Here is a 21,548-nt window from a genome sequence, read left to right as displayed (position 1 = left end):
TCGTACCCCGGCGCGTCTAACGTGTAAGGAAAGCGGGAGGTACACGCCATGAAACGCGCTGTCCGTATCCTGTCGGCGATCGTCGTTTTCGTCCTGTCGTTCGCGTTTCCCGCCGGTGCGGAAGACCGCGAGGGGGATGACGCGGGAATCCCCGCCTACTCCGTCGCCCGCCTGAAGGTTCTGGCCGGGTCGGTGGGGGTCCGCCTGGCGGACGAGGGGGAGTGGCAGGAGTTCCCGAGCAACGCGCCGCTTCCGCCCCGGAGCCGGATCAGCGTGCCGGAAGGCTCCGAGGCGGAGCTGCAGTTCCACGGCTCACAGTTCGTCCTGTTGACGTCGGGAACCGACCTCGAGCTGCGGGACGCCCAGGAGGGGAAATCCACCTTCCGCCTGCGGGCCGGAGAGATCCGGTTCGACCTCCCCGATGACGATTTCGCGCCGGTGACCGTCCGGATTCCGGGCGGCGGTCGCACCCACTTTCCCGGGCCGGGCAGGTTCTGGCTGACCGTCACCGACGTCGACGAGACCCGCCTGGTCGTCCGCCGGGGAGCGGCGACGGTCACGCAGGACGGAGACGATTTCCGGCTGCGGGAGGGGGAGGTTGCGACGATCGGCGGCGACGTCACGATCGACCGGTATCGCGGCGGAGGCGCGGATTACACGGCTTCCTCCCCGCCTCCGGAATCGGCGCGGCACGGCGACGTCCCGCCGACGGTGGCGAGCGAACTTTCCGATTACGGAGAGTGGGTCACCGTCCCGACGTACGGGTACGTGTGGCGTCCGAGGGTCGCGGCGGGGTGGTCCCCGTACGTGTACGGCCGCTGGGTCTGGATCTCGCCGTACGGGTGGACGTGGGTATCGAACGAGCCGTGGGGCTGGTACCCGTATCGGTGCGGGTACTGGCTTTCCGATCCCGTTTTCGGATGGTTCTGGACTCCGTACAACTCGTTCGTGTCGGTCAATTTCTTCTTCGGGTCGTTCCGCCATTTCCACCACAACGTGTTCTTCCACTCCGCGAGGGTCCGGTTCGTCCCGGAAGGGCGGGATGTCCGCTGGGTCCCGTTGCGCCCGGGGGAGAGGTTCCGCCGCGCGGAGTTCCGCCCCGGAGATTCCCGGCTCGCCCGATGGAACCGTCCGCTGGAACCGGGGAGGGTGTTCACGCGGGCGGGCGACAATCGCCGCGAGTGGCGCGACTGGGCGGCGGTCCGGGCGGAGCGCCAGACCGCGGTTCGGCAGGCGATACAGGCGAACCCGAGGCCCGATAACCGGGGGATCCGTCCCGAGCGGACCATGGGGCGACCCGCCGTCGTGGAGCGCGGGCGGACGGGAGGATCGACCGCGCCCGTCGTGAGGACGCCGCCGTCGCGAACCATGGAACGGCCGGTCCGCGTACCGCGGGACCGGTCGGTCACGCAAGGGAAGGCGGACCGCGAGCGGAATGTCGGCCGCGGCGGCGTGGCGCCGCGCGAGGGACGGACGCTGACCCGTCCGCCCGAGAGCGCGCCGCGCGAAGGGGGCACGCCGTCCCGTACGCCCGAGGCCGTTCCCCGGGTGCAGTCCCGCACTCCCGCCGACGCCGGTGAGCGCGCGCGTGAGGAACGGGCTCCGGCCGTCCGCGCTCCGAGCGGCGGGGACGCGGGCAGGGATCTCCGCGGCGAGCGGGGCATCGGCGGCGGTCGCGGCGGAGGAGGCGAACGCGGCGGCGGAGGCGATCGGGGCGGAGGCGGCGGCCGAGGTGATTTCGGCGGCGGCGGGCGCGGCGAGGGCGGACGGTCCCGCTGACCTTCCCCCCCCGATGATCAGTTGCCGGGCGCGGCCGCGGGCGCGGCGGGTTCCCCGCCGGTTGCCGGCGCCGCCGGTTTAGGATTGCGCTCCACTTCGATCACGCGGAGCCAGCGCCCCTTCTTCTCGTCGGCGTCGTTGGGGGGAAGCTCGGGTTGGTGGGCGGGAGGGGCGGTCGTCGCCTCGAGCTCCACCGGTTCCGCGCCGGGGATCCGGACGGTATACGGAGAGGAAGCGTCCGGTTTCGTCTCCGGCGGCGCCGTCGCGCATCCGGATGGAAGCAGAAGCGCGAGAAGGACCGCGATCACGGCCATTCGATTTGCGACCGCGGTGATCATGAGGGCTCCTTTCCGTTCCGGCCCGGACCCGACTCCATTATATTCCTTGCCAGCGAACGTGCGAGCGCTTCCGCCTCCCGCCTGCCGCGAACTTCGCCGGACAGGGAGGCCTCCCTTACCCGAAGGAGGGCGTCCTCTCTTGACGGCCCCTCGGGAAACCCATTGTCGACCAGCCATGAACCGTTGATCCAAACCGGCGTCGCGCCGCATTTCCTCGAGAAAAGGATCAGGTTCCGCGGCCGCAGCCCCGACTCCTTCATCACCGATCGATACAAGGCCGCAAGGGCCCGGGAATCTTCGGCGCGCGCGAGAACCGCCTCGGTTTCCGCCAGCGGGTATCGGCACCGTTCCGGGTGGCGCAAGATATCCAGCGCGGACAGCATCGCCGACACGCTTCGGACCGCGGGGAGCCGGAGGCGACGCAACGCTTCCCTCGGCGGAGGTTCCGGGAGGTCGGCGAACAGGTTCGCGAGCAGGACCGGAATCGGGAGAGGGCGGCCGATCGCTCCACCGACCCGGCGGGGTCCGCGGAGAGAGTCCGGACCAGTTCGGCGGAAACCCTGTCCATCGGTAGCCCGGGCAGCAGCGTCGGCCCCAGGCGGCGGATCTCCCGCGCCGTCGCCGGATCGATCGAGAATCCCCTTCGTTCGTTCTTCGCGCGCACCGCCCGCAGCATGCGCACCGGGTCTTCGCGGAACCGGTCCTCCGGATCCCCGACGCATCGGATCCGCTTCCGGCGCAGGTCGTCCGCTCCGCCGAAGAAATCGAGCAGTTTCCCGTCCCGCGCCGCGCGTCCGGGAGAAACGGGAAAGAGAAGGCTGTTGATCGTGAAATCCCGGCGGGACGCGTCGGCGTACGCCTCCGGATCCGCGACTCCCCGGGGGACGGCCCCGCGTTCCGCCTGCGCCGGGACGGTCCTGCCCGCGGAGACGTCGACGTACCCTCTCTCCCGCTCCAGCGCGATCCGGTGCACCGGGAAATGCCGGCCCGCCGACACGACGCCGCGGATGCCCGCTTCGCGAGCGGGGAGCGACCGCAGAAGCGCCCCCAGCCGACGGAGGCCGAGCCCGGTGACCAGGAGGTCCGCGTCCCCGGCCTCCTTCCCCTCCATCAGGTCGCGCGGGTAGCCGCCCGCGAGGTAGACCTTCCCGCCGGCCTCCCGGACCGCCTTCGATACGGCCGTAAGCAGCGTCCGAAGACCGGGGCGGTTCCGGAGGGAACGCCGGAGGGAGTCGGCCATCCCCTCCGCGGCGTTTGATCGTATAATATGCGCCATGGAAAAAACCGTCTCCGGCAGAGTGATCGAACTCGTCCTGGGCGACATCACGCGACAGGAGGTCGACGCGATCGTGAACGCCGCGAACCCGTCCCTCCTCGGCGGCGGCGGAGTCGACGGGGCCATCCACAAGGCCGGCGGGCCGGAGATCCTCGCGGAGTGCCGGGTCCTGCGGGCCGCCCGCGGCGACTGCCCGGTGGGCGAGGCGGTCCTGACCGGAGGCGGCAGACTCCACGCCCGCCACGTGATCCACGCCGTCGGTCCGGTGTGGCAGGGGGGGGAGCACGGCGAAGCCGCGTTGCTCGCCTCCTGCTACCGGAACGCCCTCCGGATCGCCGCGACCCTCGGTCTCCACACCGTGGCGTTCCCGTCGATCAGCACGGGGATCTACGGGTACCCGCCGGAGATGGCGGCCCCGGTGGCGCTTGGAGCCGTCGCGTCGTTCCTGTCCACCGAAGCCGTCGCCCCGTACCGCGTCCGGTTCGTCCTGTACGATCCGGTCACCTACGCGACGTACCAGGGCGCGCTCGAGGTCCTTTAGCGCGCCAGGCAGCCCGCCGCGTCGATCGCCTCCACGATCCTGCGCGCGGCGTCCTCCGGCGACTCCCTCTCCCCGTCGACCGTGAGCTCGGGCCGAAGCGGCGGCTCGTACGGGGCGGACAGCCCGGGAACGTTCGGGGCCGTCCCTGCCTCGCCCCTTCGGTAAATCCCCTTCGGGTCGCGGGTCCGGCAGACGTCGGGCGGGCATTTCACGTGGACTTCGAAGAACGCGGGGATCGCCGCCCTCGCCCGGTCCCGGTACTCCCTCCGGTTCGCCGTGGCGTCCACGATCACCGCCACGCCGTGCTCCGCGAGCGTTCGCGCCAGGTACCCGAGGGTTGCGTAGAACGCGTCCCTCTCGGCCGGCGAGTACGTCGGGGCGGGGGTGACCACCCTGCGCACGGCGTCGGATTCGAGAACCGCCGGATGGACGCCCCGCGCCTCCAGCGCCTCGGCGAGCGCCCGCGCGACGGTGCTTTTCCCCGACGCGGGCAGCCCCGTGAGCCACACCGCGAACCCCTTCGTCCGCTCAGACCGCATCGAGCCAGCCGTTCACACGGGCCGGGTCGAACCGGGGGGCGTCCAGCGCCGACAGGAGGAAGGAGAACAGCTTCCGGCGCACCCCGTCGTCGAGCGACGGGTACCAGACCGGGGACGCCATCACGAGGCACCGGAAGGCGAAGAAGGGGGCGGCCGTCTCGAGGATCTCCGCGTCGCCCGTGCGCTCGACGTACCGTTCCCAGAACCGGCGGAAGAGCGTCTCGAACGCCCCTTCGAGCCGGCCGTGCGCCTGCAGCGAGGCGAACAGGTAGTTCCCCGTGAGGGCGGTGACGTCGTCCGCCGGTTCCCCCCACTCCCCGCGGGAACGGTCGAGGACGGAGAAGTCGGTCCCTTCCCGGAAGAGGATGTTGAACGGGTGGAAGTCGCCGTGGACCTGCCGCAGCCGGCGGGAGAGCGGTTTCAGGCGCCATCGCCACGATACGCAGCGCCGCTCGATCTCTTCCAGGAGCGCGGGAGTGATGAACCCGCACGGCTGCGGGTAGCTGTCGGACAGCCCCATCACGCACTCCCCGTGTCCCACCAGCTCCCGGATCCGCCGCGCGTAGAGCCCCGGATCGGATCCCCGGACCGCATGGATCTCCGACAGGTAGTCGCACAACGCGTCGGCGCGGGAGATGTCGAGCGCGCGAAGCGGTTCTCCGTCCTGGAGCCGGGCGACGTCCCGGATGTACCCGGTTCCTTCGACGACTTCGACCAGGAGGAAGAACTCCTCGGCCTCGCGGACGGAGATCATCCTGCCGTCGCGTTCGAACACCCCGACGTCGATCGCGCGGGCGTGGCGGGGCAGGGCGTTGTACGCGCCGTAGTCCCACAGGATCATCTGGGCCCGGTCGGCCATGTGCTCGTGGCCGAACGGCCCGGGGCTGGTCGTCTCCAGCACGGCCGTCCGCCGCCGGCCGTCGACGGTGAACTCGATCCTCGCCGGGTGCCCGTATCCGTACCCCTTCGATGCGCCGGAGGCCGCCCCCTCCCGCAGGGGGACGATCGCCGTGACCCTTGCCTCCCCGTGGAACCGCTCGGCAAGGTATCGCTCCAACCGCTCCTGGCGAAGTCCGTTCACGGAGGAAATTCTACACCCCCGACCCGGCGATTTGAAACGCCCGTTCGCCGCGATCCCCGGTGATCGGTCCGCGGGTTCGGGCTATAATGGATCCCGATTCCACGACAGATCGACACTTCGGAAAAAACCCGGGAGGCGGACGTGTACGAGTGGACGGAAAGACTGGCGGTGGGGGTGGAGACGATCGACTCCCAGCACCGCGAGCTGTTCGCCGCGATCAACCGGCTGCTCCGGGAGGACGGCGGGGCGTCGACCGGGGAGATCCCCGGGGTGATCGCCTTCCTCGAGGATTACGTGATCAACCATTTCGGGATGGAGGAGGTCTACATGCGGCGCCTCTCCTACCCGGGGTTCCCGTTCCACAAGGGCGAGCACGTTTCCTTCGTGAGCGACTTCTACGACCTCCGCGACGAGTTCGACGCCAGCGGCGCGACCCCGGAGATCGCCGACCGGATGGGCCGGTTCATCGGGGACTGGCTGGTGAACCACATCGGGAAGGTGGACAGGGCGCTGGGCGCCTTCCTCCTGGATAAAGGCAGGAAGTAACGGGAAGTTCCCCACCGTGTCACCGTCTCCCGGGCGGGCATTCCGGGCAAGTCGTTGGAACGGGAATCGTGCGCCTTCCCCCGCCATCTTACCCGAAGGATTCCATGTCGGAGGATTACCATGGAATGGACCCGGAGAAGGTTCCTGGCGGGGGTCCTTGCGGCCGGCGTCTCCGCATCGCTCTTCGCGAGGCGGATGGCGGCGGACGCGGTTGCGGCGGCGGGGGTTGCGCTGAAGGTGTATTCGGTTCGCAGGAGGGGGTTTTTCATGACCGAAAAGGTGGTGAAGCCCGACGCGGAATGGTTGAAGCAGCTCACGCCGGAGCAGTACCAGGTGACCCGCAGGAAGGGGACGGAGCGCGCGTTCACCGGCGCGTTGTGGAACACGAAGGGGAAGGGGACCTACCGGTGCGTCTGCTGCGGCCTCGACCTGTTCCGTTCGGAGACGAAGTACGATTCCGGGACCGGCTGGCCGAGCTTCTACGAGCCGGTGGCGAAGGAGAACGTCCGGGAGGCCGACGATTCCAGCTTCTTCTCGAGGCGGACCGAGGTGCTGTGCGCCCGGTGCGACGCCCACCTGGGGCACGTCTTCAACGACGGACCGAAGCCGACGGGGCTCCGGTACTGCATGAACTCCGCCGCGCTCGTCTTCGACGGGGACGGGTAGCCCCCGACGGTCAGTCGAGGAACAGGTCGGGGAGCAGGGGGGCGCCGGGCGCGACCGCGTATCGCGACAGGTCGGTCACGCCTTCCGCGGCAAGCACCTCCTCGTCGATGAAGAAGTTCCCGGTGCACGAACGGCTGTCGCGGGTGAGGATCGCGTGGGCCGCGTCCGCCACGATCCGCGGGCTCCGGCAATGTTTTGCCTCCACGCCGGGGATCATCGAGATCGCCGCCGTCGCGATCACCGTCTTCGGCCACAGCGCGTTCACCGCCAGCCCCGCGTCGCGGAACTCCTCCGACATTCCCAGCACGCACATGCTCATCCCGTACTTCGCCATCGTGTAGGCGCAATGGTTCCGGAACCACTTCGGGTCGAGGGACAGCGGCGGGCTCAAGTTCAGGATGTGGGGGTTGCTCCCGAAGAGCAGGTGGGGGAGGAGCGCCTGGGAGGCGGCGAAGGTGCCCCGCACGTTGACGCCGAACATCAGGTCGAACCGCTTCATCGGGGTCTCCCGCGTTCCCGTCAGGCCGATCGCGCTGGCGTTGTTCACCAGGATATCGATCCCCCCGAACGTTTCCGCCGCCTTTTTCGCGGCCTCGGCGATCTGCGCCTCGAAGCGGATGTCCACCTGGAGCGGGAGCGCCCTCCCGCCGGCCCTCTCGACCTCCTCCGCCGTCGTGAAGATCGTCCCGGGAAGCTTCGGGTTCGGCTCGGCGGTCTTGGCGGCCAGCGCGACGTTGGCGCCGTCCTCCGCCGCCCGCAGGGCGATCTCCCTGCCGATCCCCCGGCTCCCCCCCGTGATGAACAGCGTTTTTCCCGCGAGTGTGGCCATCGCTCCCTCCGCTTCCGTTCCCTGGTACGATTACCGTATTCCGTCGGCGCCACGGTGGTCAACCGGAACCGTCGTTCGCCGGCGCGCTACAATGGAATGCGGTGTGGGGACGGCGCGGGGAAATCGGCGGGAGGTTCGAAGGATGGAGCGCAGGAATCTGGGGAAGGGCGGGCTCCGGGTTTCGGCGCTGGGGCTCGGATGCATGGGGATGTCGGAGTTCTACGGTCCGGCCGAGGAGGCCGAGTCGGCGGCGACGATCGCGCTCGCGCTGGATCTCGGGATCGATTTCCTCGACACGAGCGACATCTACGGGCTGGGCCACAACGAGAAGCTGGTCGGAGCGGCGATCCGCGGCCGCAGGGATCGAGTGATCCTGGCGACCAAGTTCGGCATCCTGAGGGGCGACGACGGAAGCTGGATCGGCGTGAGCGGCAAGCCCGGGTACGTCCGCTCCGCGTGCGAGGCGAGCCTTCGGCGTCTCGGAACCGACGCGATCGACCTCTATTACCAGCACCGGGTGGATCCGGACACCCCGATCGAGGAGACCGTCGGCGCGATGGCGGAGCTGGTCCGCGAAGGGAAGGTCCGGTACCTGGGCCTGTCGGAATCGTCCGCCGCGACCATCCGGCGCGCCCACGCGGTGCACCCCATCGCCGCGGTGCAGAGCGAATACTCCCTCTGGACCCGGGACCCGGAGACGAACGGGGCGCTGGCCGCGTGCCGGGAGCTCGGGATCGGGTTCGTCCCGTTCTCACCCCTGGGGCGCGGCTTCTTCGCCGGGCGCGTGAAGAGCAGGGCGGACCTGTTCGAGAAGGATTTCCGCCTCGGCTCCCCGCGGTTCCAGGAGGGAAACCTGGAGAAGAACCTCGAGCTGCTCCGTTCCTTCGAGGAGGTCGCACGGGAGAAGGGCGTGTCGCCCGCGCAGCTCGCCCTCGCGTGGGTCCTGTCCCGGGGAGACGACATCGTGCCGATCCCGGGCACGAAGCGGCGGGAGCGCCTGGAGGAGAACGTCGGGGCGCTGGCGATCCGCCTTTCCCCCTCCGAGGCGGGGCGGATCGAGGCGGCGGTCCCCCCGGGGGCCGTTTCCGGCATGCGGTATCCGGCGGAAACGATGAAGTCGGTCAACCGATGACCCGGGAAAAGCACCCCGTCACGGCGGCGATCCGTGTCCTCCGGGCGGCGGGCGTTTCCTGGACCGAACACCCGTACTCGTACGAGGAAAAGGGGGGCACGGCGGTGTCCGCCCGCGAGCTGGGAGTGGACGAGCACAGCGTGGTGAAGACGCTCGTCATGGAGGACGACCGGAAATTGCCGATGATCGTGCTGATGCACGGCGACCGGCAGGTGTCGACGAAGGAGCTCGCGCGGACGATCGGCGCGAAGAGCGTGGCCCCCTGCGCGCCCGATACCGCCAACCGCCACTCCGGGTACGTCGTGGGAGGGACGTCGCCGTTCGGCGTGCGTCGCGCCATGCCGGTGTACATGGAGGAGTCGATACTCGGCCTGCCGAGAATCTACATCAACGGGGGGAGGAGGGGGTTCCTGCTGGGGATGGCGCCGGGGGACGTCGCAAAGGTCCTTTCCCCGGTGCTGGTCCGGGTGGCCGCCTGAACGGCGGCGGGCGCGTCAAGCGACGAGTTCCTCGCCCAGGATGATCTTCAGCTGCTCCTCCATCGTCGCACCGTACATCCTCCGCGCGAGCTTCATGAGACCCAGGTGGTTCGATTCCGGACGCGCCTTGACGCGGCGTTCCTTGACCGTGCCGATCGGAATCCTCATCTTGGTCAGGTAATCGACCTTGTAGACTCTGTACTCCTTCGCCATCGGCTCCCCCACAAAGGATAATCCTTACCATGTAGGTTCTACATCATCTTTTCGCAGGAATAGATGCGAAGGTCAACAGAAAAGTTTCCGGGCAAACCTGGTTTTATATGATGAAACACCAAGGCAAGGAAAGAGAAATGCAGGATTAAAATATGTGACGGCCGCCTTTATTGGAAGGAGGCTGGAGCCGGCGGTCGGGATTGCCCGCCTGAGCCTCGACCGACGAAGCCATTGCCCCTCAGGATCTTCGTTGCGGGGTACCCCAGGGAGCGTACTTCGTTCGGGAGTGGGGCGGCTTTGGCGGCGCGGTTTCGGGCTTCCGCGCTCCGGAGCGTCGCGCTATTCTCCCCCTCCGACATTCTTGGAAAGGGGACCCCAGCGGCCATGGTTTTCATCGACCGCGGGCGGGGCTCGCTGATCGCTCGGCGCCCGAAACCGGTTCAATCCCTCGATGAGGCTCCAAATTTTTGTTGGGATGCTTCGTTGGAAAATTTGGAGCCGGCGGTCGGGATTGAACCGACGACCTGCTGATTACGAATCAGCTGCTCTACCACTGAGCTACGCCGGCCGGCGAAACGCCAGGAAAAGCGAAAGGATAATATTAGGGACGCCCGGTCCGATCGTCAAGCGGCGAATCGCGCCGACCGGCTTCCGCCGCGTCCCGGCCCTTCAGTTCGGCTCGATCCGGTACTGCTCGATGTGGTACTTCTCCGACGCGGAGATGTTGACCTTCATACCGTACCGCTGCTCCAGGATCTCGAGGAACCGGCGCTCCTCGCCGAACAGCTCCTCCGCCAGCGCGGGGTGGACCGAGAGCGACACCTGCTTGCCCGACAGCAGCAGGCTCTGCCGCTCGAGGGCGCGGAAGATGTCGTAGCAGATGGTCTTCTTGGACTTCAGGACCCCTTCCCCGGAACAGTAGGGGCACGCCTCCGCGAGGGAGCGGCCCAGGCTCTCGCGGACCCGCTTCCGGGTCATCTCGACCAGCCCCAGCTCCGAGATCTTGCAGATCGTGGTCTTGCTCCGGTCGGCGCGCAGGGCGTCCACGAGGGCGTTGTAGACCTTCTCGCGGTTCTCCTCGCTCTTCATGTCGATGAAGTCGATGATGATGATCCCGCCGATGTTGCGCAGCCGGAGCTGGTAGACGATCTCCTTCACCGCCTCGAGGTTGATCTTGACCGTGGTGTCCTCGAGCGACGAGCGCCCCACGTACTTCCCCGTGTTGACGTCCACGACGGTCAGCGCCTCGGTCTGCTCGATCACGATGTAGCCGCCGCTCTTGAGCCAGACCTTCTTGTCCAGGGCGCGCGTCACCTCGATCTCGATCCCGTAATGGTCGAAGATCGGTTCCGGGCCGCCGTACAGCTCGATCCGGTCCTGAATGCGGGGGAAGAACTGCGAGGCGAAGCTCCGGATCCGTTCGTGCTCCTCGGGGGAGTCGACCACGATCCGGTCGGACTCCGAGGAGAACAGGTCCCGCACCGCCCGGAGGGAGAGGGACAGCTCCCGGTGGATCGGGGACGGCGCGGGGGCGTTCTCGCTCTTCCTCCGGATCGTCTCCCACAGGCGGACCAGGTAATCCATGTCGGCCTTGAGTTCGCCCTCGGAGCGACCCTCCGCCGCGGTCCGGACGATCGCGCCCATCCCCTCCGGCCGGATCGCCTCGACGAGCCTCGTCAGGCGGTCCCGCTCCCCCGTGTCCTCGATGCGGCGCGAGATCCCGATGTGGGACGACCAGGTGAGCAGCACCAGGTGGCGACCCGGGAGGGTGATGTGGCTCGTGATACGGGCCCCCTTGGTTCCCAGCGGCTCCTTGGCGACCTGCACGAGGAGGTGCTGCCCCTCGCGGATGAGCCCCTCGATCGGCGGGAGGAAATGGTCCTGCGGGTATCGCGCCGGGCGGATCCCGATGTCGTCCGGGATGACCGTCTCCTCCGACGGGTCGGTGTCGAACTCCAGCTGGGGGGTGACGAAGTCCCCCGCGAAGAGGAACCCGGCCTTGTCCATCCCGATGTCGACGAAGGCGGCCTGCATCCCGGGCAAAACGCGGATCACCTTGCCGTTGTGGATGTTCCCCACCGAGTTCTTGTCCTCGCCCCGCTCGATGAGGAGCTCCACGAGGATCCCGGACTCGAGGGTCGCCACGCGCGTTTCGTACGGGGCGGCGTTCACGACGATGAGCTTGCCCGCTTTCTGCATCCGTTTACCCGCGGCGGTGGAGGAGCTCCGCCGACACCTTCCTCGGGATGAACCGGTCCGCCGGGAGGGGCGCGCCGAGCAGCGACGCGGCGGCCTCGACCGGCCGCACCCCCTTCCCCGTGCCCTGAATGATTGTAATGAAGATCCCCTCCGCGTTCACCCCGAAATCCGTGACCAGCGGGCGGAGGTCCACCTCCGACACCTGCACCTGGGCTTCGCGGACCAGGGTCATCGGGTGCCGATCCGACGCCAGGAAGTCGGCGAACCGCCGCGCCGCGGATTCCTTGCCGGCTTCGGCCGGGAGATCGTCCGGCGGGAGCGGCCGGATGACGTACGTGGAGGAGAGGTCGAAGTCCGAAAGGCGGGGCGATCCCGGGGGCACGGTCTTCGCGTCGAGAAGCCGGACGCCCGCCGGCAGGTGCGGAGGGAGGGCGGACAGGAGATCCGTCGCGACGACGGGGAGCGAGAACTCCGCCTCCAGGAATTCACAGGCGCTCTCCGTCCCGACCGCGAGGGCGGGGGAGAGCGACAGCCTCGGCGCCGGGTTGAACCCCTGGCTGTACGAAAGCGGCAGGCCGGCGCGGCGGAACGATCGCCCCCAGAGGGACTGGATCTCCAGGCCGCTCAAATATTTCGCGGGTCCCTCCTTCGCGTACCGGATCCGGACGATCTGGCGCCGCGCGGGATCGGCCGCCGAAACCTTCGGTACCGCCGGCTCCACGTCCTTCCGGCCGCCGGCCGCCGGCATCCGGCCGGCGTACGTGATGTTCGAGAGCCCCGGCGGACAAGCGCCGCAGGAGGTGCAGCCGGCCGCGCGGCAGTCCGGGGTCGTCTCTCCCGCGCGCGCCTTCTCCCGCTCGGCGAGGAGGAACGAACGTTCGATGCCCGCGTCCACGAACGCCCAAGGAAGGGGGGAGTCCGGATCGCGCTCCGCCAGGTACTCGAGCGGGTCGACGCCGGCCGCCGCGAAAGCGTCCTTCCACGCGTCGGGACGGAACGATTCCGTCCACGCGTCGAACCGCGCCCCGTTGCGGTACGCCCCGAGGACGACCGCCGGGAGGCGTCCGTCCCCCCGGGAGAAGACGCCTTCGAGCTCGGATACCTGCGGACCGTGGAACTTCACCTCGACGTTCCGGTCCCGGCCGGCCGCGTCCCGCACGACGCGGATCCGTTCCTCCACCTCCTCCCTCCCGATCTGGCGCTCCCACTGGAACGGCGTGTGCGGCTTGGGGACGAAGGCGGAGACGCTGACCGTCACCGTGTTCCGCTTCCCGTGGCGGCGCGCCACCGACGCGACCGCCTTCGCCAGCCGCGCGATGGCGCGCACGTCCTCGGCCGTCTCTCCCGGGAGACCGACCATGAAATACAATTTGAGGGTCCGCCACCCGTTTCCGAAGATCCACTCCGCCGTCTTCAGGACGTCGTCGTCGCGGATCTCCTTGTTGACCGACCGGCGGAGCCGCTCCGTCCCCGCCTCGGGGGCCAGCGTGAACCCGGACTTGCGCACCTTCCGGATCTGCCGGACCGTGTTCTCCTCGAGCGCGTCCAGGCGCAGCGACGGCAGGGAGACGGAGACGTGGTCCGGTTCGAGGGCGGCCATCGCCTCCGTGATGAGCCGGTCGATGCAGCTGTAGTCCGCGGCGGAGAGCGACAGGAGCCCCACCTCGTCGTACCCGGTCTTCGGCGCCTCCTCCTGGAGGTACCGCAGGACGACCAGCGGGTCCCGCTCGCGGAGCGGCCGGTACACGTACCCCGCCTGGCAGAACCGGCATCCGCGGGTGCACCCCCGGGAGATCTCGACGCTCAGCCGGTCGTGGACCACCCGCATCGACGGCAGGATCGGCGCCGGGAGTAGCGGGGACAGGGCGAGGTCCGGGAGGACGCGCCGGGAGACCGCCGTCGAGACCCCCGGGACGTAGACCCCTGCGACGGCGGAGACCGACGCGATCAGATCCGCGCGCGTCCCCCCCCGCTCCTTCCTCCGCTGGACGAGGGCGGCGATCTCCAGCACCGCCTCCTCCCCGTCCCCCACGAGCATCGCATCGAAGAAGGGCGCCACGGGCGCGGGATTCATCGTGCACACCCCTCCCGCCAGGATCAGCGGGTCCTCCTCCCGACGGTCCTTCGCCATCAGGGGGATCCCCGACAGGTCCAGCATCGCGAGCACGTTGGTGTACGTCAGTTCGTAGCAGAGGGAGAAGCCGATCATGTCGAACGAGGCGGCGGACCGGCCCGATTCCAGCGAAGGGAGAGGGGTGCCGGTCGACCGGAGGTGCTCCTCGTAGTCGCTCCACGGGGCGAACACCCTCTCGCAGAGCGTGGCGGGACGGGCCGAAAGAATCTCGTGGAGGAGGAGGATCCCCAGGTGGGACATCCCGATCTCGTACGCGTCGGGAAAGGCGAGGAGCACGCGGACGGCGGCGGCGTCCCACGCGATACCCCCGCGGCGGATCTCGCTTCCGCTGTACCTCGACGGTTTCCGGATCGACGGGGGGATCTCGCGCATGGGCTCGAAAATCCCATGAAATTTTTGTAAACGCAACGGTTTCACGCTACATTATCCCGAGGCGCCGGGACCACCGGTTCGGGGGTACAGGGGAATTGCGTCTTTTCGGCACCATGGGGGCGGAGGCGTCCTTCCGTGAAGAGGATTTCTTCGGCCGGGAGGAGGAGATGGCCGCCCTGACGCGGGCGGCGGCCGAGGGGGGGCGCGGCATCGGTTCCTCCTTCATGATCTACGGCCCTCCCAACATCGGAAAGACGTCGCTGCTGCTCAAGGTGGCGCAGGGGCTCCGGTCGGGACCGGTGGACGGCGAGCCGCCGAGGCCGTTCCCCTTCTACTTCTCCTTCAGCCAGATCCTCTCCCATCCACTGGCGCTGTCCCAGCACTTCCTGCAGGAGTTCCTCTGGCAGCTCCTCCGGTTCCTCGGGGACCCGCAGCCGCCGGTGTTCGACCCGGAAGCGATGTGCGACCGCCTGGCCGCCCACGGTTTCGGCGGCTGCAGGGATACCCTGTCCGCGCACTCCCGGTACACCTCGTCCGGCGACGGGCTGTCGGCGCTCGTGAACGCCATGTCGTTCCCGTTCGCGGCGGCGGGGGAGGTCTTCTATCCGGTCTTCCTCTTCGACGACTTCCAGTATACGGGGAAAATGCAGGGGATCCCCGACGGGACGATGCTTTCCATCCTCCGCCCCTTCATCAAGTCGGGGCACTACCCCATGTTCCTCTCCGGCTCCTCCCCGGGGAGGGTCACAGCGTCCCTCAAGCGGGAGGGTCTCTTCGGGACCTTCCAGATGCTCGAGATCGGGGGGCTCTCCAGGGAGCCGTCCGTGCGGCTCTGGGAGCGGCTCTGCGACCGCCGCCGGATCGTCATGGCGCCGTCGCTCCTGCCGCGCGCCTCCGAGCGCCTCGGGGGGATCCCGGTGTACCAGCGGATGCTGGTCGAGGAGATCTTCTTCCGGAACGTGAAGGTGGAGGACACGATCTCCCTCGAGAATCTCTACGCGCTCTCCGTCACGGAGGGGAAGCTGAACCGGTACTGGAGGGAGTTCTTCGAGAACACGTTCCCGGAACGCGGCCGGCGGGGGCGCGCGATCCGGTTCCTGAAGCGCGTCCTGTGCGACCGGTTCCCGCTGGACACCGTGGAGGGGGCGCTGTCGCTGATGGGGACATCCCAGGAGGAGGGGGAGGCGGTTCTCGCGGCGCTCGAATTCAAGGGGCTGATGAAGTCCGACCTCGAGCAGCTGACCTTCACCGGCGACCCGGTCCTGTCCGACTTCCTGTTCTGGGCGTTCGAACGCGGGGTGCTCGGAAAGGGCGGATCGCAGGTCGCCGCCTCCATCGTGCAGGCGCGGCTGTCCCACGCCTCCCCCGAGGCGGGGCAGGGCGCGGAACACGCGCGCCGCGTCGCCGCGGTGAAGGAGATGATGCGGAAGTGGGACCTGCGGGAAGTGCCGCTTCTCCTGCTCGAGTACGGGCGGTTCCGGGAGAAGTTCGGCGGGAAGGGGCTCCTCGAGGTCGTGATCGGGATGGAGCGGGAGCCGGTGAAGATCCGCCTTCCGAAGGTGTCCTCCGTGTCCACCGGCTACCGGGCCGTCCGCGGAGGGCCGCGATTCGACTTCGACCTGGTGGCGTACGGCTTCCTCGAGGAGGAATTTTCGGAAGAGAACCTGGTCATCTGGGCGGTCGACGTGGTTCCGGAAAAGACGTTGGCGGCGCGTTCCGTGGAGCACTTCGAGAACCGTTGCCGTCTCCTAGCGCTGGAGAAAGGGCTGCCCGCCGACCGGCTCCGGAAGTGGATGGTGCTTCACGAGGCGGCGGACCCCGCGGCGGTGGACCTCGCCTCCCGGTACGGAGTGCACCTGTCGCACCCGACGCAGCTTCGGCTCTTCCTCAACCTGTTCGGGCTCGAGGAGATGGAGCGGGAGCCGGAGGGCGCGAAGCCGTCCGGCCCGGCCGCGCCCCGCGCCGACCGGACGCTGGAGTACGAACTGGTCCTGCCGATGAAGGCCGATTCCGAGGTGGTCGCGGCACGGGTCGCCGAGGAGGTCGCCGCGTTCGCGTCCGTCGACCCGGACACGGTCGACCGGATCAAGATGGCGATCATCGAGGCGTGCATCAACGCGTTCGAGCACAGCGCCTCCGCGACGGGAAAGGTCCGCCTGCGCTACCTGCTCTCCCCGGAGAAGATCGAGCTGTTCGTCCAGGACGACGGGAAGGGGTTCCGGGGGGGGAAGACGCCGGAGGAGTCGAAGAAGAACCGCGGGTGGGGATTGCGGTTGATCCGGGAGCTGGTGGACGACGTGGAGATCGCCACGGGGCCGGACGGCACGGTCGTCCGGATGGTCAAGTATCTGGACGGAGGTCCCGGGGAGACGGGGAGCCCCGCCCGGGGAGACGGGGGGCCTGCGGCCCCCGGCGAGGGATGATGTCGCCGCACGCGAAGATCCGCACCCGGATGGACGGGGAAACCATGGTGGTGTACGTGGGCGGGTATCTGAACAGCCTGCTCGGGGAAGAGGTGGAGAGGGTCGTGCGCTCCCGGATCGGCGGGGGAGGGCGGCGCCTCCTCCTCCATTTCGGGGAGACCCGCCTGGTCAACAGCATCGGCATCTCGTTCATCATCGGGATCGTCGAGAAGGTGATGGAGGGGGATGGGCGGATGGCGTTCTGCGAGGTGAGCCGGATCAACCGGGACCTGTTCCAGGTGACCGGCCTCTCGAAATACGTCCGCTCGTTCGACACGGAGAAGGAGGCGCTCGAATACCTGTCCGGCGCCTGACGGCTCAGGGGAGGGTCGAAAGGATCTCCCGGAGTCCCGCCACTCCCCGCGGGAAATGCTCCTTCCGGTGCGGTTCGAGGGTGAGGATCGGACGGGCTCCCGCATCGCCCACCGCCAGCAGCACCCCGCGGAAATTGATCGTTCCCTCTCCCACGGGGAGGTGGTCGTCCCGGCGGCCCCGGTTGTCGTGGACGTGCATCAGCCGGATCTCCTTCCCGAACGCCTTCGCCCACTGGTGCACGGGCAGCCTGGAGAAGAGATTCGCGTGTCCGGGGTCGAAGCAGAAGTGGAGGCGCGGGGAACCCACCGCCTCCCGGAGGCGCAGGAGGTGGTCGGGGATCTCGTCGAAGACGTTTTCCACGAACAGCTCCGTCCCGGCCTTCTCCGCCGCCTCCGCGAGCTCGCCGAACGAACGCGCGGCGGATGCGAGCCACTCCTCGGCGTGGAAGTCGAACAGCCAGCCGAAATACCCTCCGTGCACGACGATCCCCTCGGGCCGGTAGACGGGGGCCAGCGCGATCGCCTGGCGCATGCGCCGCACGGAGAGCCGGCGGGCTTCCTCGTCCTGGGCCCCCGGCCACACGTCGCGGAACGGGGCGTGGAAGGAAAGGGTGCGGATCCCGGCGGCGCGGAGCGCCTCCGCGGACCGCTCGGCTTCGCCGGGGGTCAGCCGGTCGAGGGTCGCCCCGGAGAAGTAGATCTCGGGACCGACGCCCGCCTCGACCAGGGCGGCGAGCGTCCCTTCCTCCGAGAGCATGGGGTAGGGGACGGTGGAGTGGACGACCCGGTTCATCGCGGCGCCTCCGGCGGGGGAATGGTCTGGACGGTAGACCGTACCGCATCCCGCGGCGTCGGGCAAGGCGGAGGTTCCACCGGGAAATCCGCGGGGGGCGGCGCGCCTCCGGGCCGGAATACGCCCGGAAATTAGGTACTTGACATTCGATTTGTATACTGTATACATAGAACGGCGTTCATTTTCCGGTCCGCAGGGGTATCCCATTGCAAAAGCTCAAAATCCGAATCGACAACCACATGACCCTTCGCGAGCGGATCGTCTCCTCGATCCGGGGCGCCATCGTCAACGGGCAGCTCAGGCCGGGGGCCCGCATCGCCGAGCCGGAGCTCGCGGACAAGTTCGGCATCAGCCGCACCCCGATCCGGGAGGCGTTCCGGCAGCTCGAGTCGGAAGGGTTCATCTCGGTCATCCCGCGAAAGGGGGCGATCGTCGCCTCCCTCTCCGCCCAGGACGTTTCCAACTTCTACGACCTGAAGATGGTGCTCGAGGGGTACGCGGCGAAGCTGGCGGCGAAGACGCTGACGGAGAACGACCTGACGAAGATGGCGACCGTGAACCGGCAGCTCGAGGCGGCTTCCGCGAAGAAGGACCTGCGGCGCGTGCTCGATCTCCACAACGAGTTCCACGACATCTTCCTGCGGGCCTGCGGGAACGACAAGCTCCACGCGATCGTCCAGAACATGGTGATGCAGTTCCAGCGGTTCCGCCTGATCCTCGCCATGCCGGGCAGGATCGAGGGGTCGATCCGGCAGCACCAGGAGATCATCGAGGCGTTCCGCAAGCGGGATGCATCCCTCGCGGAGGAGCTCGTCCAGAAGAACGCCCTCTACGGCAAGACGATCCTTCTCCGGGAGCTGGCGAAGGGCTGACCTTCGCGTCCTCATGCCGGACGACCAGGGACTGCGGAACCTTCCGTCGATCGCGTCGCTTCTGGGACGCGACCCGGTCCGCGCCCTCCTCCGGGTCCACCCCCGCGCCGTGGTGGTCGACTCCCTCCGAAGGGTCCTCGGCGAACTCCGCTCCTCGGCCGGCTCCGGTGAGGCCCCATCCCGGGATATGTGGGTCGAGCGGATCCTCGCCCGGCTCCCGGCGGAGATCGCGGCCGGTGAATCCCTCTCGATGCGCAGGGTGATCAACGCGGCCGGGGTTGTCGTTCACACCAACCTCGGCCGGGCGCCGCTTCCGAAGGAAGCGCTCGACGCCGTCCTCGAAACGTCCCGCGGATACACCAACCTGGAGTACGACCTGGACGCGGGGGAGCGCTCCTCGCGCCTCTCCCACGTGGAGGGGATGATCCGCGCCCTCACCGGCGCGGAGTGCGCCCACGTGGTGAACAACAACGCCGCCGCCGTCCTCCTGTGCCTGTCGGGCATCGCGCGGGGACGCGAGGTGATCGTAAGCCGCGGCGAGCTGGTCGAGATCGGCGGCTCGTTCCGCGTCCCCGAGATCATGGCGGAGAGCGGCGCGCGCATGGTGGAGGTCGGGACGACCAACCGGACCCGCGCCCGGGATTACGAGAACGCGATCACCGGGCAGACGGCCCTGCTGCTGAAGGTCCACCGGTCGAACTTTGCGGTCACCGGATTCACGGAGGAGGTATCCGCCGCCGACCTCGCGTCGATCGGCGCGAGGGCCGGGATCCCCGTCCTGGAGGACCAGGGGGCCGGGGCGCTGCTGGACCTGGCCGCGCTCGGCATCCCGGGGGCGTTTTCGCTGCGGCAGGCCCTCTCCGCGGGCCCCGGGATCGTCACGGCGAGCGGGGACAAGCTTCTCGGCGGGCCCCAGGCGGGGATCATCCTCGGGAGCGAGGATCTCGTCGCTCCGCTCAAGCGGCACCCCCTCTCCCGCGCGCTGCGCATCGACAAGTTGCGCCTCGCGGCGCTGGCGGCGGTTCTTCGCCTGTACGCCGACGACCGGAGGGCGGTGTCGGGGATACCCGTGCTCCGAATGCTCCTCGAGCCTCCCGCCCGGGTGCGCGCGCGCGCGGTCCGACTCGTCCGCCGCGTCCGCCGCGCGGGCGGTTCCGCGCTCACCCTCTCCCTCGCGCCGGGCGGGACCTCTCCCGGGGGCGGAGCGCTTCCGGACGTGTTCGTCCCGACCACGTGCGTGGCGGTCTCCCACCCGGGCATCCCCGAGGGGAAGCTGTTCCGGCGGCTCCTCGGCGGAGACCCGCCGGTGGTCGCGCGGGTGGGCGGCGGGCAGCTGCTCCTGGACCTGCGGACCGTCCGGGACGACGAGGTGCCCGCGCTTGCGGCGGCCATCCTCGCCGCGGAGAAGAACGATTGACCGTCTTTCGCGCGGTCGGTACAGTAGGAGCCACCATGTGCGGCGAAGCCCCCCGATGCTGAACTCCAGCGTCCTCGTCCTCAACCGGGCGTTTTTCCCGGTCCACGTGACGAGCGTCCGGAGGGCGTTCTGCCTGCTCTATTCGGGTCTCGCCCGGGCGATCAACGACCAGTACGAGACGTTCGACTATCCCTCCTGGAGCGCATTGTCTACCGCGACGGGGGAAGAGGCGGTCGGACTGGTGGGCAGCGCCGTCCGCATCCCGCGGGTCCTGGTCCTGGTCGCGTACGACCGGGTTCCCCGCAGGAACGTCCGGTTCAGCCGCAGGAACATCTTCGTCCGGGACCGCAGCGTCTGCCAGTATTGCGGCCGCTCGTTCTCCGTCAGCGACCTCAACCTCGACCACGTGGTCCCGAGGTCCCAGGGCGGCAAGACCAGCTGGGAGAACATCGTCTGCAGCTGCGTCCCGTGCAACAAGCGCAAGGGGGGAAACCGCCCCGAGCAGGTCGGTATGCGCCTGGTCTCCGCGCCCGGCGCTCCCCGGTGGTCGCCGGAGTACGCCTTCTCCCTCCGGCCTCCGATCCACAAGGAGTGGGTTCCGTTCCTGAACGTCGTCGACTTCACGTATTGGAACCTCGAGCTCCAGGATTGAGCCCCCCCCCTCCCGGAGCGCGGGGGAAGACGGGACCCTCCCTCCTGTTCGTCGTCGGTCACCCGGTTTCCCATTCGCTGAGCCCCGCGATGCACAACGGGATCGCCGCGCGGCTCGGCCTTCCGCTGTTCTACTTCCCCGTCGACCTTCCCCCGGGCCGCCTTCCGGATTTTCTTCGCCTCGTCCGGGAGGCGAACTTCCTCGGCGGGAACGTCACCATTCCGTACAAGGAGGAGGCCGCCGCGCTCTCCGACACCCGGTCCGACGCGGTGATCGCGTGCGGCGCTGCCAACGTGCTGGTCGCGCGAGGCGGGAGGATCCACGCGGAAAACACCGACGGCGACGGGTTCGTCGACGCCCTGGAGGGACGCGGGTGGGGGAGGCGTTTTCCCGGGGTCGTGCTGTTGGGGGCGGGCGGCGCCGCGAGAGGGATCGCCTTCGCGCTGGGAAAGGCGGGGGCGCGCCGGATCCTTCTCCTCAACCGGACTCCCCGTCGCGCGGAGGAGGTCGCCCGGGCGCTGTCGCCCCGGCTGCCGTCCGTCGTTTTCTCCACGGGGGACCTGGCGACGACGACCCTCGCCGGGGCGTTCCGCGGCGCGGATCTCATCGTCCAGTGCACCTCCCTGGGGCTGCGGGAAGAGTGGGAAAATTTCCCGATAAAAGGGGTAGAGAAATCGTCCCGCTTTGCCGATATAGTTTACCGCACGGGCGGGACCGCCCTCGTGCGGCGGCTCCGCGCCCGCGGTGTTCCGACGGTCGACGGACTGCCGATGCTGGCGCACCAGGCGGCCCGAAGCTTCACCCTTTGGACCGGGAGGCGGATTCCCGGCGGGTGGTTCCTGGCGTTGGCGAGGAGAGCGATGAAAATATGATACATTCTAGCGAGATACAGGTCCCCAAGGAGTAAACGGAAC

Annotated in this window: 21 protein-coding genes and 1 tRNA gene; 12 read left to right on the top strand and 10 right to left on the bottom strand. The window is 68.8% G+C overall.

The genetic code is table 11. The features are described from left to right. The first annotated feature begins 48 nt into the window (after positions 1-48). A complete protein-coding gene (locus HZB86_06945) occupies positions 49-1,779 on the top strand; it encodes a FecR domain-containing protein (GenBank protein ID MBI5905274.1) in 1,731 nt (576 codons plus the stop codon). 17 nt (positions 1,780-1,796) lie between these two features. Here the strand turns inward: HZB86_06945 and HZB86_06940 are convergent, their stop codons facing one another. Together HZB86_06940 and HZB86_06935 are read right to left on the bottom strand one after the other, a co-directional pair. Then, positions 1,797-2,117 (bottom strand): hypothetical protein, encoded by a 321-nt coding sequence (locus HZB86_06940; GenBank protein ID MBI5905273.1) that lies wholly within the window; start codon positions 2,115-2,117, stop codon positions 1,797-1,799. A 259-nt stretch (positions 2,118-2,376) separates the two neighbouring features. Next, complete coding sequence (locus HZB86_06935; GenBank protein ID MBI5905272.1) at positions 2,377-3,357, bottom strand: CCA tRNA nucleotidyltransferase; 981 nt, start codon at positions 3,355-3,357, stop codon at positions 2,377-2,379. Between the two features lie 34 nt (positions 3,358-3,391). Here HZB86_06935 and HZB86_06930 point away from each other — a divergent pair, with 34 nt between their 5' ends. Further along, on the top strand, positions 3,392-3,934 hold the full coding sequence (locus HZB86_06930; GenBank protein ID MBI5905271.1) for an O-acetyl-ADP-ribose deacetylase: 543 nt from the start codon (positions 3,392-3,394) through the stop codon (positions 3,932-3,934). Here the strand turns inward: HZB86_06930 and HZB86_06925 are convergent. Further along, positions 3,931-4,473, bottom strand: a complete 543-nt coding sequence (locus HZB86_06925; GenBank protein MBI5905270.1) for an adenylyl-sulfate kinase — start codon at positions 4,471-4,473, stop codon at positions 3,931-3,933. The genes HZB86_06930 and HZB86_06925 overlap by 4 nt on opposite strands. Next, positions 4,463-5,554: a phosphotransferase gene (locus HZB86_06920; GenBank protein MBI5905269.1), complete on the bottom strand. Its 1,092-nt coding sequence runs from the start codon at positions 5,552-5,554 to the stop codon at positions 4,463-4,465. Before HZB86_06920 ends, HZB86_06925 begins: the two co-directional genes overlap by 11 nt. Before the next feature lie 141 nt (positions 5,555-5,695). On the opposite strand from HZB86_06920, the gene HZB86_06915 reads away from it, so the two are divergent. Both HZB86_06915 and msrB read left to right on the top strand, forming a co-directional pair. Next, positions 5,696-6,100, top strand: a complete 405-nt coding sequence (locus HZB86_06915; protein MBI5905268.1) for a hemerythrin family protein — start codon at positions 5,696-5,698, stop codon at positions 6,098-6,100. Positions 6,101-6,367: 267 nt separating this feature from the next. Continuing rightward, entirely contained in the window at positions 6,368-6,766 is a 399-nt protein-coding gene (gene msrB, locus HZB86_06910) for a peptide-methionine (R)-S-oxide reductase MsrB (GenBank protein ID MBI5905267.1), read from the top strand. 10 nt (positions 6,767-6,776) lie between these two features. Here the strand turns inward: msrB and HZB86_06905 are convergent, their stop codons facing one another. After that, positions 6,777-7,595: an NAD(P)-dependent oxidoreductase gene (locus tag HZB86_06905; GenBank protein MBI5905266.1), complete on the bottom strand. Its 819-nt coding sequence runs from the start codon at positions 7,593-7,595 to the stop codon at positions 6,777-6,779. Positions 7,596-7,737: 142 nt separating this feature from the next. On the opposite strand from HZB86_06905, the gene HZB86_06900 reads away from it, so the two are divergent. After that, positions 7,738-8,727 (top strand): aldo/keto reductase, encoded by a 990-nt coding sequence (locus HZB86_06900; protein ID MBI5905265.1) that lies wholly within the window; start codon positions 7,738-7,740, stop codon positions 8,725-8,727. Continuing rightward, on the top strand, positions 8,724-9,206 hold the full coding sequence (ybaK, locus tag HZB86_06895; protein MBI5905264.1) for a Cys-tRNA(Pro) deacylase: 483 nt from the start codon (positions 8,724-8,726) through the stop codon (positions 9,204-9,206). Before HZB86_06900 ends, ybaK begins: the two co-directional genes overlap by 4 nt. 15 nt (positions 9,207-9,221) lie before the next feature. On the opposite strand, the gene HZB86_06890 is transcribed toward ybaK, so the two are convergent. The 4 genes from HZB86_06890 to HZB86_06875 all read right to left on the bottom strand — a co-directional run bounded on the left by HZB86_06890 (position 9,222) and on the right by HZB86_06875 (position 14,124). Beyond that, the gene (locus tag HZB86_06890; protein MBI5905263.1) at positions 9,222-9,419 is read right to left on the bottom strand and encodes a hypothetical protein; all 198 of its coding nucleotides are present in this window, start codon (positions 9,417-9,419) and stop codon (positions 9,222-9,224) included. Between the two features lie 493 nt (positions 9,420-9,912). Next, a tRNA-Thr gene (locus HZB86_06885) sits at positions 9,913-9,987 on the bottom strand. A 101-nt stretch (positions 9,988-10,088) separates the two neighbouring features. Continuing rightward, positions 10,089-11,618, bottom strand: coding sequence for an Rne/Rng family ribonuclease (locus tag HZB86_06880; GenBank protein MBI5905262.1), 1,530 nt, complete (start codon positions 11,616-11,618; stop codon positions 10,089-10,091). A gap of 4 nt (positions 11,619-11,622) precedes the next feature. Further along, positions 11,623-14,124, bottom strand: coding sequence for a DUF2344 domain-containing protein (locus HZB86_06875; protein MBI5905261.1), 2,502 nt, complete (start codon positions 14,122-14,124; stop codon positions 11,623-11,625). Positions 14,125-14,219: 95 nt separating this feature from the next. Here HZB86_06875 and HZB86_06870 point away from each other — a divergent pair, with 95 nt between their 5' ends. After that, a complete protein-coding gene (locus tag HZB86_06870) occupies positions 14,220-16,547 on the top strand; it encodes an ATP-binding protein (protein ID MBI5905260.1) in 2,328 nt (775 codons plus the stop codon). After that, complete coding sequence (locus tag HZB86_06865) at positions 16,547-16,900, top strand: hypothetical protein (protein ID MBI5905259.1); 354 nt, start codon at positions 16,547-16,549, stop codon at positions 16,898-16,900. The genes HZB86_06870 and HZB86_06865 overlap by 1 nt, the downstream gene beginning before the upstream one ends. A gap of 4 nt (positions 16,901-16,904) precedes the next feature. On the opposite strand, the gene HZB86_06860 is transcribed toward HZB86_06865, so the two are convergent. Then, complete coding sequence (locus tag HZB86_06860) at positions 16,905-17,693, bottom strand: sugar phosphate isomerase/epimerase (GenBank protein MBI5905258.1); 789 nt, start codon at positions 17,691-17,693, stop codon at positions 16,905-16,907. 239 nt (positions 17,694-17,932) lie between these two features. Between HZB86_06860 and HZB86_06855 the strand changes: the two genes are divergently transcribed. From HZB86_06855 to HZB86_06840, 4 genes are read left to right on the top strand one after another with little or no spacing between them, the layout of a single operon-like run. Continuing rightward, a complete protein-coding gene (locus tag HZB86_06855; protein MBI5905257.1) occupies positions 17,933-18,565 on the top strand; it encodes a GntR family transcriptional regulator in 633 nt (210 codons plus the stop codon). Positions 18,566-18,578: 13 nt separating this feature from the next. Continuing rightward, complete coding sequence (locus HZB86_06850; protein MBI5905256.1) at positions 18,579-19,982, top strand: L-seryl-tRNA(Sec) selenium transferase; 1,404 nt, start codon at positions 18,579-18,581, stop codon at positions 19,980-19,982. Positions 19,983-20,037: 55 nt separating this feature from the next. Further along, the gene (locus HZB86_06845; protein ID MBI5905255.1) at positions 20,038-20,634 is read left to right on the top strand and encodes an HNH endonuclease; all 597 of its coding nucleotides are present in this window, start codon (positions 20,038-20,040) and stop codon (positions 20,632-20,634) included. Further along, positions 20,631-21,506 (top strand): shikimate dehydrogenase, encoded by an 876-nt coding sequence (locus tag HZB86_06840; GenBank protein MBI5905254.1) that lies wholly within the window; start codon positions 20,631-20,633, stop codon positions 21,504-21,506. Before HZB86_06845 ends, HZB86_06840 begins: the two co-directional genes overlap by 4 nt. Positions 21,507-21,548 lie beyond the last annotated feature (42 nt).

The organism is Deltaproteobacteria bacterium (assembly GCA_016234845.1).
Taxonomy (GTDB): domain Bacteria; phylum Desulfobacterota; class Deferrimicrobia; order Deferrimicrobiales; family Deferrimicrobiaceae; genus JACRNP01.
Note: the sequence above shows the minus strand (reverse complement) of the source record. Positions and strands in the feature narration are given on the sequence as shown.

Bases quoted from the DNA above. Each gene is read 5' to 3' on its own strand.
- HZB86_06850 (MBI5905256.1), top strand. From the start codon at position 18,579: ATGCCGGACGACCAGGGACTGCGGAACCTTCCGTCGATCGCGTCGCTT.
- HZB86_06930 (MBI5905271.1), top strand. From the start codon at position 3,392: ATGGAAAAAACCGTCTCCGGCAGAGTGATCGAACTCGTCCTGGGCGAC.
- HZB86_06940 (MBI5905273.1), bottom strand. From the start codon at position 2,117: ATGATCACCGCGGTCGCAAATCGAATGGCCGTGATCGCGGTCCTTCTC.
- HZB86_06880 (MBI5905262.1), bottom strand. From the start codon at position 11,618: ATGCAGAAAGCGGGCAAGCTCATCGTCGTGAACGCCGCCCCGTACGAA.
- HZB86_06855 (MBI5905257.1), top strand. From the start codon at position 17,933: ATGACCCTTCGCGAGCGGATCGTCTCCTCGATCCGGGGCGCCATCGTC.
- HZB86_06935 (MBI5905272.1), bottom strand. From the start codon at position 3,357: ATGGCCGACTCCCTCCGGCGTTCCCTCCGGAACCGCCCCGGTCTTCGG.
- HZB86_06845 (MBI5905255.1), top strand. From the start codon at position 20,038: ATGCTGAACTCCAGCGTCCTCGTCCTCAACCGGGCGTTTTTCCCGGTC.
- msrB (MBI5905267.1), top strand. From the start codon at position 6,368: ATGACCGAAAAGGTGGTGAAGCCCGACGCGGAATGGTTGAAGCAGCTC.
- ybaK (MBI5905264.1), top strand. From the start codon at position 8,724: ATGACCCGGGAAAAGCACCCCGTCACGGCGGCGATCCGTGTCCTCCGG.
- HZB86_06905 (MBI5905266.1), bottom strand. From the start codon at position 7,595: ATGGCCACACTCGCGGGAAAAACGCTGTTCATCACGGGGGGGAGCCGG.
- HZB86_06875 (MBI5905261.1), bottom strand. From the start codon at position 14,124: ATGCGCGAGATCCCCCCGTCGATCCGGAAACCGTCGAGGTACAGCGGA.
- HZB86_06945 (MBI5905274.1), top strand. From the start codon at position 49: ATGAAACGCGCTGTCCGTATCCTGTCGGCGATCGTCGTTTTCGTCCTG.
- HZB86_06925 (MBI5905270.1), bottom strand. From the start codon at position 4,473: ATGCGGTCTGAGCGGACGAAGGGGTTCGCGGTGTGGCTCACGGGGCTG.
- HZB86_06860 (MBI5905258.1), bottom strand. From the start codon at position 17,693: ATGAACCGGGTCGTCCACTCCACCGTCCCCTACCCCATGCTCTCGGAG.
- HZB86_06890 (MBI5905263.1), bottom strand. From the start codon at position 9,419: ATGGCGAAGGAGTACAGAGTCTACAAGGTCGATTACCTGACCAAGATG.
- HZB86_06865 (MBI5905259.1), top strand. From the start codon at position 16,547: ATGTCGCCGCACGCGAAGATCCGCACCCGGATGGACGGGGAAACCATG.
- HZB86_06900 (MBI5905265.1), top strand. From the start codon at position 7,738: ATGGAGCGCAGGAATCTGGGGAAGGGCGGGCTCCGGGTTTCGGCGCTG.